This window comes from Rhodococcus rhodnii NBRC 100604 (genome assembly GCF_001894925.1).
GTDB classification, from domain to species: Bacteria; Actinomycetota; Actinomycetes; order Mycobacteriales; family Mycobacteriaceae; genus Rhodococcus_F; species Rhodococcus_F rhodnii.
In genome coordinates this window covers 1-14,865 of the sequence record NZ_BCXD01000011.1, presented here as the reverse complement: position 1 = coordinate 14,865, position 14,865 = coordinate 1, and the positions used below count along the sequence as shown (strand labels likewise).

Sequence of the window (14,865 nt, the reverse complement as noted above, 5' to 3'; positions counted from 1 at the left end):
CCGACGCCCGTCCTGCACATCGCAGGCCGGGCGTCGGCGTTTTTGCGCAACCGGCACGAACATCAGCAGGAGTGGAACGAAACATGGCACGCACGTCGCCGTCGGCGATCGACGACATCCTCGCCGAACACGCCGGACTCGAGCAGCAGCTCGCGGATCCGGCGCTGCACGGCGACGCCTCCGCAGCACGCCGCGTGGGCAAACGCTTCGCCGAACTGGCCCCGATCATGGCGACGTACCGCAAGCTTCAGGGCGCACAGGACGACCTCGCCGCGGCGCGGGAACTCGCTGCCGACGATCCGGCCTTCGCGGCCGAGATCCCGGAACTCGAGCGTGCTGCAGCAGAGCTCGACGCCCAGCTGACCGACCTGCTCGCCCCGCGCGACCCGCACGACGGCGACGACATCGTCCTCGAGGTCAAGAGCGGTGAGGGCGGCGAGGAGTCGGCCCTGTTCGCGGCCGACCTCGCCCGGATGTACACGCGCTACGCCGAGCGGCAGGGCTGGCGGGTCACCGTTCTCGGCGGAGCGCAGTCGGACCTCGGCGGCTACAAGGACCTCACGCTGTCGATCGCGGCACGCGAGGCGACGCGTGACGGCGTGTGGTCGCGGCTGAAGTTCGAGGGCGGGGTGCACCGCGTGCAGCGGGTGCCCGTGACTGAGTCGCAGGGCCGCGTCCACACGTCGGCGGCGGGAGTCCTCGTCTACCCGGAGCCGGAGGAAGCGGAGCAGATCGACATCGACGACGCCGACCTGCGCATCGACGTGTACCGGTCGTCCGGCAAGGGCGGTCAGGGCGTCAACACGACCGACTCGGCGGTCCGCATCACGCATCTGCCGAGCGGCATCGTCGTGACCTGCCAGAACGAGCGTTCGCAGCTGCAGAACAAGGCGCGCGCGATGCAGGTCCTCGCCGCGCGGTTGCAGGCCGCCGCCGAGGAGGCCGCCGAGGCGGAGGCGTCCGCGGAGCGCGCGAGCCAGGTGCGCACCGTCGACCGCTCGGAGCGGATCCGGACATACAACTTCCCGGAGAACCGCATCGCCGACCATCGCATCGGCTACAAGGCGCACAATCTCGACGCCGTGCTCGACGGCGACATGGGCGCACTGCTCGACGCGCTCGTCGAGGCCGATCGCCGTGCACGGCTCGAAGCCGAGTAGGAAGCTGGTCCCGTGAGCCGCCATCCCCTTCGCCTCGCTCTCACCGACGCGACGGCACGCCTCGAGGCCGCGGGCGTCCCGAACGCCCGCACCGACGCCGAACTCCTCGCGGCGCACCTGCTCGGCACGTCACGCACGCGACTCGGGCTCGTCCCGCTGGTCGACGGCGACATCGTCGAACGTCTCGACGAGATGGTCGCGCGACGCGCCGAGCGGATCCCGCTCCAGTACATTCTCGGGACGGCGGCCGTGGGCGCGATCGACGTCGAGGTCGGTGAGGGAGTGTTCGTCCCGCGGCCGGAGACCGAACTCCTGCTCGAATGGGCGCTCTCGCATCTCCAGCGCGTCACCGATCGCGCGCCCGTCGTTCTCGACCTGTGCACCGGCTCGGGTGCGCTCGCGCTCGCGATTGCCCACGAGCGGCCCGACGCCGTCGTCCACGCCGTCGAACTCGACTCCGCTGCGCTGTCGTGGGCCCGTCGCAACGCGCGGGCGCGCGAGGCCGCGGGGGACACCCCCGTCCATCTCCATCAGGGCGACGTCACCCAGCGCGAGCTGCTCACGGCCCTGGAAGGGCGTGTCGACGTCGTCGTCGCGAATCCGCCGTACGTTCCGGAGGGAGCCGACCTCGAACCCGAGGTGGCCGATCACGACCCGCATCTCGCGCTGTTCGGCGGCGCGGACGGACTGTCCGTCATCAAGCCGATGGTCTCCAACATCGCGCGATGGTTGCGGATCGGGGGAGCGGCGGGCATCGAGCACGACGACTCGCACGGCGAGCGTGTCGCCGAGCTGTTCTCGCAGCGCCGCGTCTTCGGCAACGTCTCCGAGCACGCCGACCTCGCCGGCCGGCCGCGTTTCGTCGTCGCGCATCGCGTCGCGACGGCCGTCGAATCGCAGCGCATGTCGCAGACCGGCGGGCGGGTGCTGGGCGGGCCGAAGCCCGAGCGCACCGAGCCCGTACCCGAGCCGTCGGCGCAGCCCTCGTCGGCCGACTGAACCGGCCGAATGAAAGGATGAGCGTGTGAGTTCCGTATACGACTGCGGCAGTGAGGATTCCCGCGCAGCGGGTCTCGGTGCCGCGAAGAACGCTCTCGAGGCGGGCCGGCTCGTCGTCGTGCCCACGGACACGGTGTACGGCATCGCCGCCAATGCGTTCGACAGCGACGCCGTCGACGCCCTGCTGCGCGCGAAGGGCCGGGGCCGCGACATGCCCGTCCCGGTTCTCGTCGGCTCGTGGAACACGATCGACGGACTCGTCTACAGCGTGACTCCGCAGGCGCGCGAACTCGTACGCGCCTTCTGGCCGGGCGGGCTGAGTCTCGTCGTCGAACAGGCGCCGTCGCTCGCGTGGGACCTCGGCGACACCCGCGGCACCGTGATGCTGCGGATGCCCCTGCACCCCGTCGCGCTCGAACTGCTGCGCGACGTCGGACCGCTCGCCGTGTCGAGCGCCAACGTGTCCGGGAATCCGCCGGCGACGACGGTCGGTGAGGCCCGCGATCAGCTCGGCGGGCTCGTGAGCGTGTATCTCGACGGTGGCCCCGCGGAGCACGCCGTCGCCTCGACGATCGTCGATCTCACGGGTGCGACGCCGCGCGTGCTGCGCGAAGGCGCAGTCTCGCTCGACGACATCGCGACCGTCCTCGGCATGTCGCCGGCCGATCTCGCAGGCGCCGAGTGATCCCGGTGTTTCGCGACGGGACGGCGGTGCGGCGCGCGGTAGCGTCGTCGAGGTGATCGTCGTACCCGGCTCCGAGTCGCTGCTGGCGGTGGGGTCGACGTTCGGCTACGGCGGCGGTGGCGCGGGCGTCCCGATCCGTGAGCTGCTCCTGGTCTTTCTCACCGCGGCCGTCGTGACCTTCCTCGCCACGGGAGCCGTGCGGGTCCTCGCGATCCGCTCGGGTGCCGTGGCCGTTCCGCGCGATCGCGACGTCCATGTCCAGCCGACGCCGCGGCTCGGCGGCACCGGAATGTACCTCGGTGTCCTCGTCGCGCTCGGCTTCGCGACGCAACTCCCTGCGTTGACGCGTGGGTTCGAGTTCAACAACGACATACCGGCGGTCCTCATCGCCGGATTCGTGATCGTGCTCGTCGGCGTCGTCGACGACCGCTGGGGACTCGATGCGCTCACCAAGTTCGTCGGCCAGGTGACCGCCGCCGGAATCCTCGTCGTGATGGGCGTGAGCTGGTACATCATCTACCTGCCCTTCGGCGACGGTGGGACGACGATCGTCCTCGACCAGTTGCAGGCCGGGCTCATGACGGTCGCCGTCGCTGCCGTGATGATCAACGCGATGAACTTCGTCGACGGACTCGACGGCCTCGCCGCGGGCCTCGGGCTCATCGCCTCCGTCGCGATCTGCGTGTTCTCGGCGGGTCTGCTGCACGATCAGGGCGGCGACGTCAGCGCCTATCCGCCGGCGCTGCTCGCGGCGGCGCTCGCCGGCGCGTGTCTCGGCTTCCTGCCGCACAACTTCCAGCCCGCCCGGATCTTCATGGGCGATTCCGGCTCGATGCTCATCGGCCTCATGCTGGCGGCGATCGCGACGAGCGCGTCGGGCCGCATCTCGCTCAACGCGTACGGCAGCCGCGACCTGCTGGGTCTCTTCACGCCGCTGCTGCTCGTCGGTGCGGTGATGTTCGTTCCGATTCTCGATCTCCTGCTCGCAGTCGTACGCCGCACGCGCGCCGGGGTGAGCCCGTTCAGCCCCGACAAGATGCATCTGCACCACCGGCTGCTCCAGATCGGCCACTCGCACCGCCGTGTCGTCCTGCTGATCTACCTGTGGGTCGGGGTCCTCGCCTTCGGCGCGGTCGGCACTGCGCTGTTCGATCGCCGCGTCGTGGTGCTGCTGCTCGCGGGCGGACTGCTGTTCGCGCTGATCGTGACGGCGGTGCCGTCGTTGCGTCGTGGCCGGGAGTCGCCCCCGGGCCCGTCGCCGCAGAATCGGGCTGATTCGGACATCGGTTACCCTTGAGTATCGTGACCTCCCCGAACCCCGGCGTACCGCCGCATTCCGCGGCCGCGCCGAACTCCGAGCCCTCGTCCGATCCGGACGCCATGATGATGCCGAGCGGTGGATCGACGGCGGCGCTGCGCCGCGCAGTGCGTTTCGGTGCACTCGGTCTCGTCGCCCTCGCCGTGATCGGCGTCGCGGTCTCGGGTCTCGTCGCGGGACTCCCGGGAGTCTGGGGCGCGCTGCTCGGCGCCGGGATCGGCGGCGGGTTCGTCCTCATCACCGCCGTCACCGTGCTCGCGACGGCGAAACTTCCGCCCCTCACGGCCGCTGCCGTCCTGCTCGGCAGCTGGCTGCTGAAGATGGCCGTCGCCCTCATCGCCCTCGGTCTGCTGAGCCCGCTCGACTTCTACAGCCGGACCTCGCTGGCGATCGTGATGGTAGGCGCGTTGATTCTCGTGCTGGGCTCGGAAACCTGGGGCGTACTGGGGAGTAAGATGCTGTACGTGGAGCCGAACACTCGAGGCGGAGCGGGGGTGGCGGGAGAGCCGTCTTCGTCCGACACGAAGGAGTAGCGCGGGTGCTCCGGCCACCGTCGTCGCAGGCCGGGACCCGCCTACACACTGTCGTAGATGTCTTGATAAGGTTCGGGCCAAGCAGGCACAAAGGGCGCATTCCGCGTGCGGATACGCGTGTCCACTGCGATTTGTGCGGCGGGCGCCATGCGTACCGCCGGGTCGACGAGAGCAGCCGACGCCGACAGCATTCCCCCGGGAGAGCTGACGATTCCGCGAACGGACCTCGTCGGCCGGAAGATCGTCCGATCGAACCACCACTGTCCGATCGAACCGCAGGCCGACTTCGACTGCGGACCGACTACGGGAGAGACCGCTGAGCGTCACACTCTTGGCTGCGGGCGAGGGCTTTTCGCCGCCCACACTGGCCGACTTCAACCCGCCTGCCATCCTTTTCGGTGGAACACCGTTCGAGATCGATCGACTGATCATGATCCGGCTGATCATGGTCGCGGCCCTGCTGCTGTTCTTCGTGATCGCCCTGCGCAGCCCCAAGCTCGTTCCGCGTGGCGTGCAGAACGTCGCCGAGTTCGCGATCGACTTCGTGCGGATCCACATCGCCGAGGAGATCCTCGGCAAGGAACAGGGCCGTAGGTTCCTCCCCGTCATCGCGACGATCTTCTTCATCGTTCTCGCGACGAACATCTCGGGCGTCACACCGTTCCTCAACATCTCGTCGAACGGCCGAATCGCGATGCCGATGGTGCTCGCGCTGTTCGCGTGGGGGACGTTCGTCTACGTCGGTATCAAGAAGTACGGCTTCCTCACGTACTTCAAGAGCTCGGTCGTCGTTCCGAACGTGCCACCCGCCCTGCACGTGCTGCTGATCCCGATCGAGTTCATCTCGACCTTCATCCTGCGGCCGTTCACGCTCATGGTTCGTCTCATGGCCAACATGCTCGCGGGCCACATCCTGCTCGTGCTGTTCTTCAGCTCGGCCTGGTACTTCTTCTTCGAGGCCGGCAACTTCACCGCGATCTTCGGTGTCGCGTCGGTGGCGGCCGCGATCGGCTTCACCTTCTTCGAGCTGCTGGTCATCTTCCTGCAGGCCTACGTCTTCGCGCTGCTGACGTCGGTGTACATCGACACCTCGCTGCACGCGGACTCGCACTAGAACTTTTCGACCGGCCGTCCCCGAGGGAACGCGGCCACACCGAGAACTGAGCCCCCACCGATCCCGGTGAGGGCCAACAGAAAGGGAAACAATCACCATGAGCCTCGCGTACCTGGCACAGGAAGCGGCTGAGACCACCGTCCGCGGTTACGGCGCCATCGGCTTCGGTCTCGCGGCCATCGGCCCCGGCATCGGCATCGGTATCCTCGTCGGCAAGGCGATGGAGTCCATGGTCCGTCAGCCCGAGATGGCCGGACAGGTCCGTACCACGATGTTCCTCGGTATCGCCTTCACCGAGGCCCTCGCCCTGATCGGCCTCGTCGCCGGCTTCATTTTCTAAGACACCGACATGGCAGCAGCAACCATCGCAGTACTCGCGGCGGAAGGTGAGCAGAACCCGCTCCTCCCCGCGGTGTACGACATCGTCTGGTCGATCGTCGCCCTGGCTGTCGTCGCGTTCGTCTTCTGGAAGTTCGTGCTTCCGATGGCACAGAAGGTGCTCGACGAGCGCACGGACAAGATCGAGGGCGGTCTCCAGCGCGCCGAAGAGGCGCAGGTCGAGGCGAAGGAGACGCTCGAGCAGTACCGAGCGCAGCTCGCCGAGGCTCGCACCGAAGCAGCGCAGATCCGTGAGGACGCGCGACTGCAGGGCCAGCAGATCATCACGGAGATGAAGGCACAGGCCCAGGAGGAGAGCGAGCGCATCGTGGCTGCGGGTCACACCCAGCTCGCGGCGCAGCGTCAGCAGATCGTCACCGAACTGCGCGGAGACCTCGGCCGTACGGCCGTCGACCTCGCGGAGAAGGTCATCGGCGAGTCGCTGTCGGACGACGTCAAGCGCGCCGGATCGATCGACCGCTTCCTCGACGAACTCGACTCCGTCGACAAGACCGCAGCAGGGAAGTGAGGCCCATGTACGCAGCGAGCCGTGAGGCCTTGACGCAGACCCGTGCTGCGTTGTCCTCGGCCGTGGACGCCGTCTCCCCGGGGGCAGCGACCGCGACCGCGGCTCAGACCGGAACGGACCTGTTCTCGGTTGTCGACACGCTGGACGACTCCCGCGGCCTCGCCGCGGCGGTGTCCGACGCATCGGCGCCCGCGGCGGCCCGTTCGGGACTGGCCGAGCAGATCTTCGGCGGCAAGATCAGCGCCGAGGCGCTCGCCGTCCTCACGACGGCGGTGGCTCAGGACTGGTCCGCGCCCCGAGACCTGCTCGACTCGCTCGTGCTCCTCGGCCGGGAATCGTTGCTGAAGGCCGCAGCCGATCAGAACCAGCTCGACACCGTCGAGGACGAGCTGTTCCGACTCGGCCGCATCGTCGCAGGGAATCCGGAACTCGAGCAGACCCTGTCGGACCGTGCGACGACGCCGCGCCGCAAGAAGGAACTCCTCACGAGCCTTCTGTACGGCAAGGCGACCGCGGTCGGCGAGGCACTCGCGGTGCAGGCCGTCGGCCGGCTCCGCGGGACGGCTCCCGCGGACGCGTTCGACGCACTGTCGAACCTCGCTGCAGCTCAGCGCGAGAACCTGGTCGCCAAGGTGACCAGCGTCAGCGCACTGAGCACGCAGCAGGCGGATCGGCTGGCGACGACGCTCACCCGCATGTACGGCAAGCCCGTGACGGTGCACAACGAGGTCGACCCCGAACTCCTCGGAGGTCTCGTCGTCCGCGTGGGCGACGAGGTCGTCGACGGCAGTGCGGCAGGGCGACTCGCTGCGCTGCGGCGCGGACTCGCGTAGCCGGGCCACGTTCGCCGACGGCACAGACCAATTCCCCGATCTTTTCGAAGACCAGATACCGAGAGCAGGAAGAACATGGCGGAGCTGACGATCTCCTCCGACGAGATCCGTAGCGCGATCGACAATTACACCGCGAACTACTCACCGGAGGCCTCCCGCGAGGAGGTCGGCGTGGTGACCGACACGAGTGACGGCATCGCGCATGTCAGTGGCCTGCCTTCGGCGATGGCCAACGAACTCCTCGAGTTCCCGGGCGGCGTCCTCGGCGTCGCGCTGAACCTCGATGCGACCGAGATCGGTGCCGTCGTCCTCGGCGAGTACGAGGCGATCGCCGAGGGCCAGGAGGTCAAGCGGACGGGCGACGTTCTGTCGGTGCCGGTCGGCGACGGCTACCTCGGCCGCGTCGTCAACCCGCTCGGTCAGCCGATCGACGGCCTCGGCGGCATCGAGTCGAGCGAGAACCGTGCGCTCGAGCTCCAGGCGGCGTCGGTTCTCGAGCGTCAGCCCGTCGAGGAGCCGATGCAGACCGGCATCAAGGCCATCGACGCGATGACCCCGATCGGCCGTGGCCAGCGCCAGCTCGTCATCGGTGACCGCAAGACCGGCAAGACCGCGGTCTGCATCGACACGATCCTCAATCAGAAGGCCAACTGGGAGTCGGGCGACCCCACGAAGCAGGTTCGCTGCATCTACGTCGCCGTCGGCCAGAAGGGCTCGACCATCGCGGGCGTCAAGCAGTCGCTCGAAGAGGCCGGCGCGATGGACTACACGACCATCGTCGCGGCCCCCGCGTCCGACTCCGCCGGCTTCAAGTGGCTCGCGCCGTACACCGGCTCGGCACTCGGCCAGCACTGGATGTACGAGGGCAAGCACGTCCTCATCGTGTTCGACGACCTGACCAAGCAGGCCGAGGCCTACCGCGCCATCTCGCTGCTGCTGCGTCGCCCGCCGGGACGTGAGGCATACCCCGGTGACGTCTTCTACCTGCACTCGCGTCTGCTCGAGCGTTGCGCGAAGCTCTCCGACGACCTCGGCGGCGGTTCGATGACGGGTCTGCCGATCATCGAGACCAAGGCCAACGACGTCTCGGCGTACATCCCGACCAACGTCATCTCGATCACCGACGGCCAGGTCTTCCTCGAGTCCGACCTCTTCAACCAGGGCGTGCGTCCCGCCATCAACGTGGGTATCTCGGTGTCCCGTGTCGGTGGTGCCGCACAGACCAAGGGCATGAAGAAGGTCTCCGGCTCGCTGCGTCTCGAACTCGCGCAGTTCCGTGAGCTCGAATCGTTCTCGGCGTTCGCGTCGGACCTCGACGCCGCGTCGAAGGCTCAGCTCGACCGCGGTGCTCGCCTGACCGAACTGCTCAAGCAGGACCAGTTCTCGCCGGTTCCCGTCGAGGATCAGATCGTGTCGATCTGGCTCGCCGGCGAAGGTGTCTACGACAGCGTCCCCGTCGGTGACGTCCGCCGCTTCGAGTCGGAGCTGCTCGACGACCTGCACCGCAACGCGACCGGCGTCTTCGACTCGATCTCGGGTGGCAAGGTCCTCGACGACGACAACCAGAAGGCGCTCCTCGACGCGACGGAGAAGTTCAAGCAGGGCTTCCTCACGTCCGACGGCAACCGCGTCGTCAACGAGGCCGAGGCGGACACCCTCGCGGCCGACGAGGTCAACCAGGAGCAGGTCTCCGTCAAGCGGAAGTCCGTCCACAAGTGAGCCGCGCGGTCCTGACACTGCGACAGACGAAGGGAGAGTGATCGATCGATGGCCAGCATTCGCGAACTGCGTTCGCGCATCAAGTCGGTCAACTCGACCAAGAAGATCACCAAGGCTCGGGAACTGATCGCGACCTCGCGGATCACCGAGGCGCAGAGCCGGGTCTCGGCGTCGAAGCCGTACTCGGACGAGATCACCAAGGTGCTCAGCGAGCTGGCGAGCGCGTCGACCGCACTCGACCATCCGCTGCTCACCGAGCGCGCGGAACCCAAGCGTGCCGCGGTACTCGTCGTCACCAGCGATGGTGGCCAGTGCGGCGCCTACAACGCCAACGTGCTCAAGGAAGCCGAAGAGCTGTACCAGCTGCTGCGCAGCGAGGGCAAGGATCCGGTTCCGTACGTGCTCGGCAAGAAGGGCCTCGGCTACTACACGTTCCGCGACCGCGACGTCGCGGGAGCGTGGACCGGCTTCTCGGAGAAGCCGCGGTACGCCGATGCGAACAAAGCGGCACGTCACCTCGTCGACCTGTTCATGGCAGGGTCGGGCGAGCAGGTCGAGGCACCGGACGGTGAAGGTACCGTCGAAGGCGTCGACGAACTGCACATCGTGTACACGCGTTTCGTGTCGATGCTGACCCAGCGTCCCGAGGTGCGTCGTGTCGCGCCGCTCGAGGTCACCGTCACGACCGAGGAGATCGAGCTCGGCGAGGACATGCTCTCGGACAGCGTGGTTCCCAAGGACGACGAGCCCACGCCGGACTTCAGCTTCGAGCCCGATGCGGAAGAGCTGCTCTCGGCCCTGCTGCCGAAGTACGTGAACACCCGCATCTACGCGGCACTTCTCGAAGCCGCGGCTTCGGAGCACGCGGCTCGCCGTACCGCGATGAAGGCCGCGACGGACAACGCCAACGATCTGGTCAACACCCTGACGCGTCAGGCGAACCAGGCTCGTCAGGCACAGATCACCCAGGAAATCAGCGAGATCGTCGGCGGCGCGGACGCGCTGGCAGGAAGTGACTAGACAATGACCTCAGCAGTAACCGACAAGGGCACAGCGGGGGCGAACGAGCTCGCCGGCCGCGTCGTGCGGGTGATCGGCCCCGTCGTGGACGTCGAGTTCCCGCGCGGAGCCGTTCCCGAACTGTTCAACGCACTCAACGCCGAGGTCACCCTGGCATCGGTCGCGAAGACCCTGACGCTCGAGGTCGCACAGCACCTCGGCGACAACATGGTCCGCACCATCTCGATGCAGCCGACGGACGGACTCGTCCGTGGCGCCGCCGTCGTCGACTCCGGCAAGCCGATCTCGGTTCCCGTCGGCGACGTCGTCAAGGGCCACGTCTTCAACGCGCTCGGCGACTGCCTCGACGCTCCTGGCACCGGCCGTGACGGCGAGCAGTGGGGCATCCACCGCAAGCCGCCGGCCTTCGACCAGCTCGAGGGCAAGACCGAGATCCTCGAGACCGGCATCAAGGTCATCGACCTGCTGACCCCGTACGTCAAGGGCGGCAAGATCGGTCTGTTCGGTGGTGCCGGTGTCGGCAAGACCGTTCTGATCCAGGAGATGATCACCCGTATCGCGCGTGAGTTCTCGGGCACCTCGGTGTTCGCGGGCGTCGGTGAGCGCACGCGTGAGGGCACCGATCTCTACCTGGAAATGGAAGAGATGGGCGTCCTCCAGGACACCGCCCTCGTGTTCGGCCAGATGGACGAGCCGCCCGGAACGCGTATGCGCGTCGCGCTGTCGGCACTGACGATGGCGGAGTACTTCCGCGACGTCCAGGGCCAGGACGTGCTCCTGTTCATCGACAACATCTTCCGCTTCACGCAGGCCGGTTCGGAGGTCTCGACGCTGCTCGGCCGTATGCCGTCCGCCGTCGGTTACCAGCCGACCCTGGCCGACGAGATGGGTGTGCTCCAGGAGCGCATCACCTCGACGCGTGGCCGGTCGATCACGTCGCTGCAGGCGATCTACGTCCCCGCCGACGACTACACCGACCCGGCGCCGGCGACCACGTTCGCGCACCTCGACGCCACCACCGAGCTCTCGCGTCCGATCTCGCAGATGGGTATCTACCCGGCGGTCGACCCGCTGTCGTCGACCTCGCGGATCCTCGAGCCGTCGATCGTCGGCGCGGACCACTTCCGCGTCGCGAACGAGGTCAAGCGAATCCTGCAGAAGTACAAGGAACTGCAGGACATCATCGCGATTCTCGGTATGGACGAGCTCTCCGAGGAGGACAAGGTCCTCGTCGGCCGTGCACGTCGCCTCCAGCGGTTCCTCGGCCAGAACTTCATCGTCGCCGAGAAGTTCACCGGTCAGCCGGGTTCGGTCGTGCCGCTGCGCGACACGATCGAGGCGTTCGACCGCGTGTGCAAGGGCGAGTTCGATCACTTCCCCGAGCAGGCGTTCAACAGCCTCGGCGGACTCGACGACGTCGAGGCCGCTGCCAAGAAGATCGCCGGAAAGTAGTCCGACATGGCAGACATGACCGTTGACGTCGTCGCCGTCGAGGAGCGCGTCTGGTCCGGCAAGGCGAGCCTTGTCGTCGCGCAGACCACCGAGGGCGAGATCGGCATCATGCCCGGTCACGAACCGGTCCTCGGTCAGCTCGTCGAGTCGGGCGTCGTCGTCATCCACCCGGTGGAGGGCGATCGGATCGTCGCCGCGATCCACGGCGGTTTCCTGTCGGTGACGGCGGAGACCGTGACGGTGCTCGCGGAGTCCGCCGATCTCGCGAGTGACATCGACGTCGAGGCCGCCAAGGCCGCGCTGGCCGATGCGGGCGACGACGAGCATGCCGTGGCAGTTGCTCGCGGACGTCTTCGCGCCGCTGAGCGGGCCTAGCGGATCCACGCCGGACAAGCCGCGACGGGAGCTCAGCAGTGACGGCCGGAACGATTCTCACGATCGTTCTGGCCGTGCTGCTCGTGTCTCTCGTCGCGGCTTTTCTGTATCGGTTGCGCGTGCTTCACCGTGGGGGGACCGCGGCGATCATGCGCACCCTCCCCGCGGGCCCCGGGTCGGGGTGGCGGCACGGGATCGTCCGCTACGGGGAGAGCACGCTGGTGTTCTTCAAACTCTCCAGCCTGCGTCCCGGTCCGGATGCCCGGCTCACGCGGGGCGGCATCGAGGTCACCGGACGGCGAAGCGCCACGGGCAACGAGTTCGACATCATGACCGAGGACACAGTGATCGTCGAACTCACCGATTCGGCCGACATCGACGGCGAGCGCAGCTACGAGATCGCGTTCGACGTCGGTGCGCTGACGGCATTCCTGTCGTGGGTCGAGTCCCGGCCGGACGGTCGCAGTCAGCGCCGTCGTATCCAGTGAATCCGGGAGTTCAGGCTCCGGCGCCCGGGCGCCACAGGACGTCGCCGTCCGGATTCGCGACGCGGCACAGCACGAAGAGCAGGTCGGACAGCCGGTTGAGGTACTTCGCCGGCAGGAGGCTCGTCGTCTCGGGTGCGTGATCGACCGCAGCCCAGGCCGAGCGTTCCGCACGCCGGGCGACGGTGCGCGCGACGTGCAGATGGGCCGACAGCAACGTGCCGCCGGGAAGCACGAACGAGTTCAGCGGCGCCAGCGCGGCGTTGAACTCGTCGCACCATTCCTCGAGCCGCGTCACGTAGGCGTCGGTGATGCGGAGCGGCGGATGCTCGGGGTTCGCCACGTGCGGCGTCGCGAGATCGGCTCCGGCGTCGAACAGATCGTTCTGGATCCAGTGCAGGACGTGGGCGACTCGGTCCGGAACCTCGGAGTCGGCGAGCGCGACACCGATCGCGGCGTTCGTCTCGTCGCAGTCGGCGTAGGCGACGAGACGAGGATCCGTCTTGGCGACACGGGAGAAATCGCTCAGGCCCGTCGTGCCGTCGTCACCGGTCCGGGTGTAGATCTTGGTGAGATGCACCGCCATTGCGTCACCGTACCCTGCGGCGTACGAAGGCCCTTGCGCTTAGGCTGTAGGACTGTGAGCGAACGTTTCTTGGTGACCGGCGGCAACCGCCTCGAAGGTGACGTGGCGGTCGGTGGCGCGAAGAACAGCGTGCTCAAACTCATGGCTGCCGCGTTGCTGACCGAGGGCACGACCGTCGTCGAGAACTGCCCGGACATCCTCGACGTGCCGTTGATGGCGGAGGTGCTGCGCGGGCTGGGTTGCGACGTCGAGCTCGACGGCTCGGTCGCATACATCACGACTCCCGCGGAGCCGAAGTATCACGCCGACTTCGCGGCGGTCCGGCAGTTCCGTGCGTCGGTGTGTGTGCTGGGCCCGCTCGTGGCTCGGTGCCGGCAGGCCGTGGTCGCGTTGCCGGGTGGCGACGCGATCGGGTCGCGGCCGCTCGACATGCACCAGTCGGGGCTGCGACTGCTGGGCGCCAACAGCACGATCGAACACGGGTGTGTGGTCGCGCAGGCCGAGGATCTCGAGGGCGCGGCGATTCGCCTCGCTTTCCCGTCGGTCGGTGCCACCGAGAACATCCTCATGGCTGCAGTCCTCGCCAAGGGCCAGACGGTCATCGACAACGCCGCGCGCGAACCCGAGATCGTCGACCTGTGCACGATGCTCGTGCAGATGGGTGCACGCGTCTCGGGCGCGGGATCGTCGACGTTGACCATCGACGGCGTCGATCGGTTGCACCCGACGACGCACCGCGTGATCGGCGACCGCATCGTCGCGGCAACGTGGGGGATCGCGGCGTCGATGACCCGCGGCGATGTGCGGGTGACCGGGGTGAACCCGAAGCACCTCGGGCTCGTGCTCGACAAACTTCGCTCGGCGGGGGCCGAGGTCACCGACTACGCCGACGGCTTCCGTGTGCGTCAGCCCGAGCGGCCGAAGGCCGTCAACTTCGCGACGCTCCCGTTCCCGGGCTTTCCCACCGACCTCCAGCCCATGGCCATCGGCCTGGCCGCGGTCGCCGACGGGACGTCGATGATCACCGAGAACGTGTTCGAGGCTCGGTTCCGGTTCGTCGAGGAGATGATCCGACTGGGTGCCGATGCCCGCACGGACGGCCACCACGCCGTAGTCCGCGGGATTCCGCAGCTGTCGAGTGCGCCGGTCTGGTCGTCCGACATTCGCGCCGGCGCCGGCCTCGTGCTGGCGGGGCTCTGCGCCGAGGGAGTGACCGAGGTGCACGACGTCTTCCACATCGACCGGGGGTACCCCGAGTTCGTCGAGAAGCTCGCGGCTCTGGGCGGCGTGATCGAGCGCGTCGGGGTGCCCGATCCCGACCGCCACTGACGGCCGATCGTCGCCTGCGCCCCGCTGACCAGGCGATTTGGTGGATGAAGGTGCGGTGGCGTAGTTTTCTTCGAGTCAGAGCGACACGGACACCGACTCCCGGCTTTCGAGTGTGGTGAGTGAACGAGGTTGTACGGGGTGCGCCTGGCGGTCAGGACAGACTCTCGTGTAGGGTTGTGGTCCGCGCCTGCAGGTGTTTGTGGGTGGAACTAGTCATCCCGGTTGTGTCGGCTTTCGGGTCGGTGTGGTTGGTGTGTGCGTGTTCTTTGAGAACTCAACAGTGTGTCGATGAATGTCAGTGCCAATTTTTTGGCGCGCCACATTTTTTGTGTGGTGTGACGGCTGGTCTG

16 protein-coding genes are annotated in these 14,865 nt (G+C 67.8%); 15 read left to right on the top strand and 1 reads right to left on the bottom strand.

The window, feature by feature from the left end:
* The first annotated feature begins 83 nt into the window (after positions 1-83).
* The 14 genes from prfA to RR1_RS09690 all read left to right on the top strand — a co-directional run bounded on the left by prfA (position 84) and on the right by RR1_RS09690 (position 12,603).
* Positions 84-1,160 carry a peptide chain release factor 1 gene (gene prfA / locus RR1_RS09755; protein WP_040774906.1) on the top strand — a complete coding sequence of 359 codons (1,077 nt, stop codon included), beginning with the start codon at positions 84-86 and terminating at the stop codon, positions 1,158-1,160.
* A 12-nt stretch (positions 1,161-1,172) separates the two neighbouring features.
* Positions 1,173-2,159 carry a peptide chain release factor N(5)-glutamine methyltransferase gene (gene prmC / locus RR1_RS09750; RefSeq protein ID WP_010839833.1) on the top strand — a complete coding sequence of 329 codons (987 nt, stop codon included), beginning with the start codon at positions 1,173-1,175 and terminating at the stop codon, positions 2,157-2,159.
* A 25-nt stretch (positions 2,160-2,184) separates the two neighbouring features.
* Positions 2,185-2,844, top strand: a complete 660-nt coding sequence (locus RR1_RS09745) for an L-threonylcarbamoyladenylate synthase (RefSeq protein ID WP_010839834.1) — start codon at positions 2,185-2,187, stop codon at positions 2,842-2,844.
* A 52-nt stretch (positions 2,845-2,896) separates the two neighbouring features.
* Positions 2,897-4,141 carry a glycosyltransferase family 4 protein gene (locus RR1_RS09740; RefSeq protein WP_010839835.1) on the top strand — a complete coding sequence of 415 codons (1,245 nt, stop codon included), beginning with the start codon at positions 2,897-2,899 and terminating at the stop codon, positions 4,139-4,141.
* An 83-nt stretch (positions 4,142-4,224) separates the two neighbouring features.
* The gene (locus RR1_RS09735; protein WP_040774954.1) at positions 4,225-4,695 is read left to right on the top strand and encodes a Cg1360 family ATP-synthase-associated protein; all 471 of its coding nucleotides are present in this window, start codon (positions 4,225-4,227) and stop codon (positions 4,693-4,695) included.
* A gap of 331 nt (positions 4,696-5,026) precedes the next feature.
* On the top strand, positions 5,027-5,809 hold the full coding sequence (gene atpB, locus RR1_RS09730; RefSeq protein ID WP_010839837.1) for a F0F1 ATP synthase subunit A: 783 nt from the start codon (positions 5,027-5,029) through the stop codon (positions 5,807-5,809).
* Positions 5,810-5,906: 97 nt separating this feature from the next.
* Positions 5,907-6,149: an ATP synthase F0 subunit C gene (locus RR1_RS09725; RefSeq protein ID WP_010839839.1), complete on the top strand. Its 243-nt coding sequence runs from the start codon at positions 5,907-5,909 to the stop codon at positions 6,147-6,149.
* A 9-nt stretch (positions 6,150-6,158) separates the two neighbouring features.
* Entirely contained in the window at positions 6,159-6,716 is a 558-nt protein-coding gene (locus RR1_RS09720; protein WP_010839840.1) for a F0F1 ATP synthase subunit B, read from the top strand.
* Positions 6,717-6,721: 5 nt separating this feature from the next.
* Positions 6,722-7,549 (top strand): F0F1 ATP synthase subunit delta, encoded by an 828-nt coding sequence (locus RR1_RS09715; protein ID WP_010839841.1) that lies wholly within the window; start codon positions 6,722-6,724, stop codon positions 7,547-7,549.
* Between the two features lie 75 nt (positions 7,550-7,624).
* On the top strand, positions 7,625-9,268 hold the full coding sequence (atpA, locus tag RR1_RS09710) for a F0F1 ATP synthase subunit alpha (RefSeq protein ID WP_010839842.1): 1,644 nt from the start codon (positions 7,625-7,627) through the stop codon (positions 9,266-9,268).
* 48 nt (positions 9,269-9,316) lie between these two features.
* Positions 9,317-10,288, top strand: a complete 972-nt coding sequence (locus RR1_RS09705) for a F0F1 ATP synthase subunit gamma (protein WP_010839843.1) — start codon at positions 9,317-9,319, stop codon at positions 10,286-10,288.
* A 3-nt stretch (positions 10,289-10,291) separates the two neighbouring features.
* On the top strand, positions 10,292-11,740 hold the full coding sequence (gene atpD, locus RR1_RS09700) for a F0F1 ATP synthase subunit beta (protein ID WP_010839844.1): 1,449 nt from the start codon (positions 10,292-10,294) through the stop codon (positions 11,738-11,740).
* 6 nt (positions 11,741-11,746) lie between these two features.
* Positions 11,747-12,115 (top strand): F0F1 ATP synthase subunit epsilon, encoded by a 369-nt coding sequence (locus tag RR1_RS09695; RefSeq protein WP_010839845.1) that lies wholly within the window; start codon positions 11,747-11,749, stop codon positions 12,113-12,115.
* Between the two features lie 38 nt (positions 12,116-12,153).
* Positions 12,154-12,603: a DUF2550 domain-containing protein gene (locus RR1_RS09690; protein WP_010839846.1), complete on the top strand. Its 450-nt coding sequence runs from the start codon at positions 12,154-12,156 to the stop codon at positions 12,601-12,603.
* A 10-nt stretch (positions 12,604-12,613) separates the two neighbouring features.
* Here the strand turns inward: RR1_RS09690 and RR1_RS09685 are convergent, their stop codons facing one another.
* Positions 12,614-13,186, bottom strand: coding sequence for a cob(I)yrinic acid a,c-diamide adenosyltransferase (locus tag RR1_RS09685; RefSeq protein ID WP_010839847.1), 573 nt, complete (start codon positions 13,184-13,186; stop codon positions 12,614-12,616).
* Between the two features lie 54 nt (positions 13,187-13,240).
* Here RR1_RS09685 and murA point away from each other — a divergent pair, with 54 nt between their 5' ends.
* Positions 13,241-14,515, top strand: a complete 1,275-nt coding sequence (murA, locus tag RR1_RS09680) for a UDP-N-acetylglucosamine 1-carboxyvinyltransferase (protein ID WP_010839848.1) — start codon at positions 13,241-13,243, stop codon at positions 14,513-14,515.
* Positions 14,516-14,865 lie beyond the last annotated feature (350 nt).

Excerpts from the sequence above, each read along its gene's own strand:
- prfA (WP_040774906.1), top strand. The coding sequence starts at position 84 with ATGGCACGCACGTCGCCGTCGGCGATCGACGACATCCTCGCCGAACAC.
- RR1_RS09735 (WP_040774954.1), top strand. The coding sequence starts at position 4,225 with ATGATGATGCCGAGCGGTGGATCGACGGCGGCGCTGCGCCGCGCAGTG.
- RR1_RS09725 (WP_010839839.1), top strand. The coding sequence starts at position 5,907 with ATGAGCCTCGCGTACCTGGCACAGGAAGCGGCTGAGACCACCGTCCGC.
- RR1_RS09720 (WP_010839840.1), top strand. The coding sequence starts at position 6,159 with ATGGCAGCAGCAACCATCGCAGTACTCGCGGCGGAAGGTGAGCAGAAC.
- RR1_RS09715 (WP_010839841.1), top strand. The coding sequence starts at position 6,722 with ATGTACGCAGCGAGCCGTGAGGCCTTGACGCAGACCCGTGCTGCGTTG.
- atpA (WP_010839842.1), top strand. The coding sequence starts at position 7,625 with ATGGCGGAGCTGACGATCTCCTCCGACGAGATCCGTAGCGCGATCGAC.
- RR1_RS09705 (WP_010839843.1), top strand. The coding sequence starts at position 9,317 with ATGGCCAGCATTCGCGAACTGCGTTCGCGCATCAAGTCGGTCAACTCG.
- atpD (WP_010839844.1), top strand. The coding sequence starts at position 10,292 with ATGACCTCAGCAGTAACCGACAAGGGCACAGCGGGGGCGAACGAGCTC.
- RR1_RS09695 (WP_010839845.1), top strand. The coding sequence starts at position 11,747 with ATGGCAGACATGACCGTTGACGTCGTCGCCGTCGAGGAGCGCGTCTGG.
- RR1_RS09685 (WP_010839847.1), bottom strand. The coding sequence starts at position 13,186 with ATGGCGGTGCATCTCACCAAGATCTACACCCGGACCGGTGACGACGGC.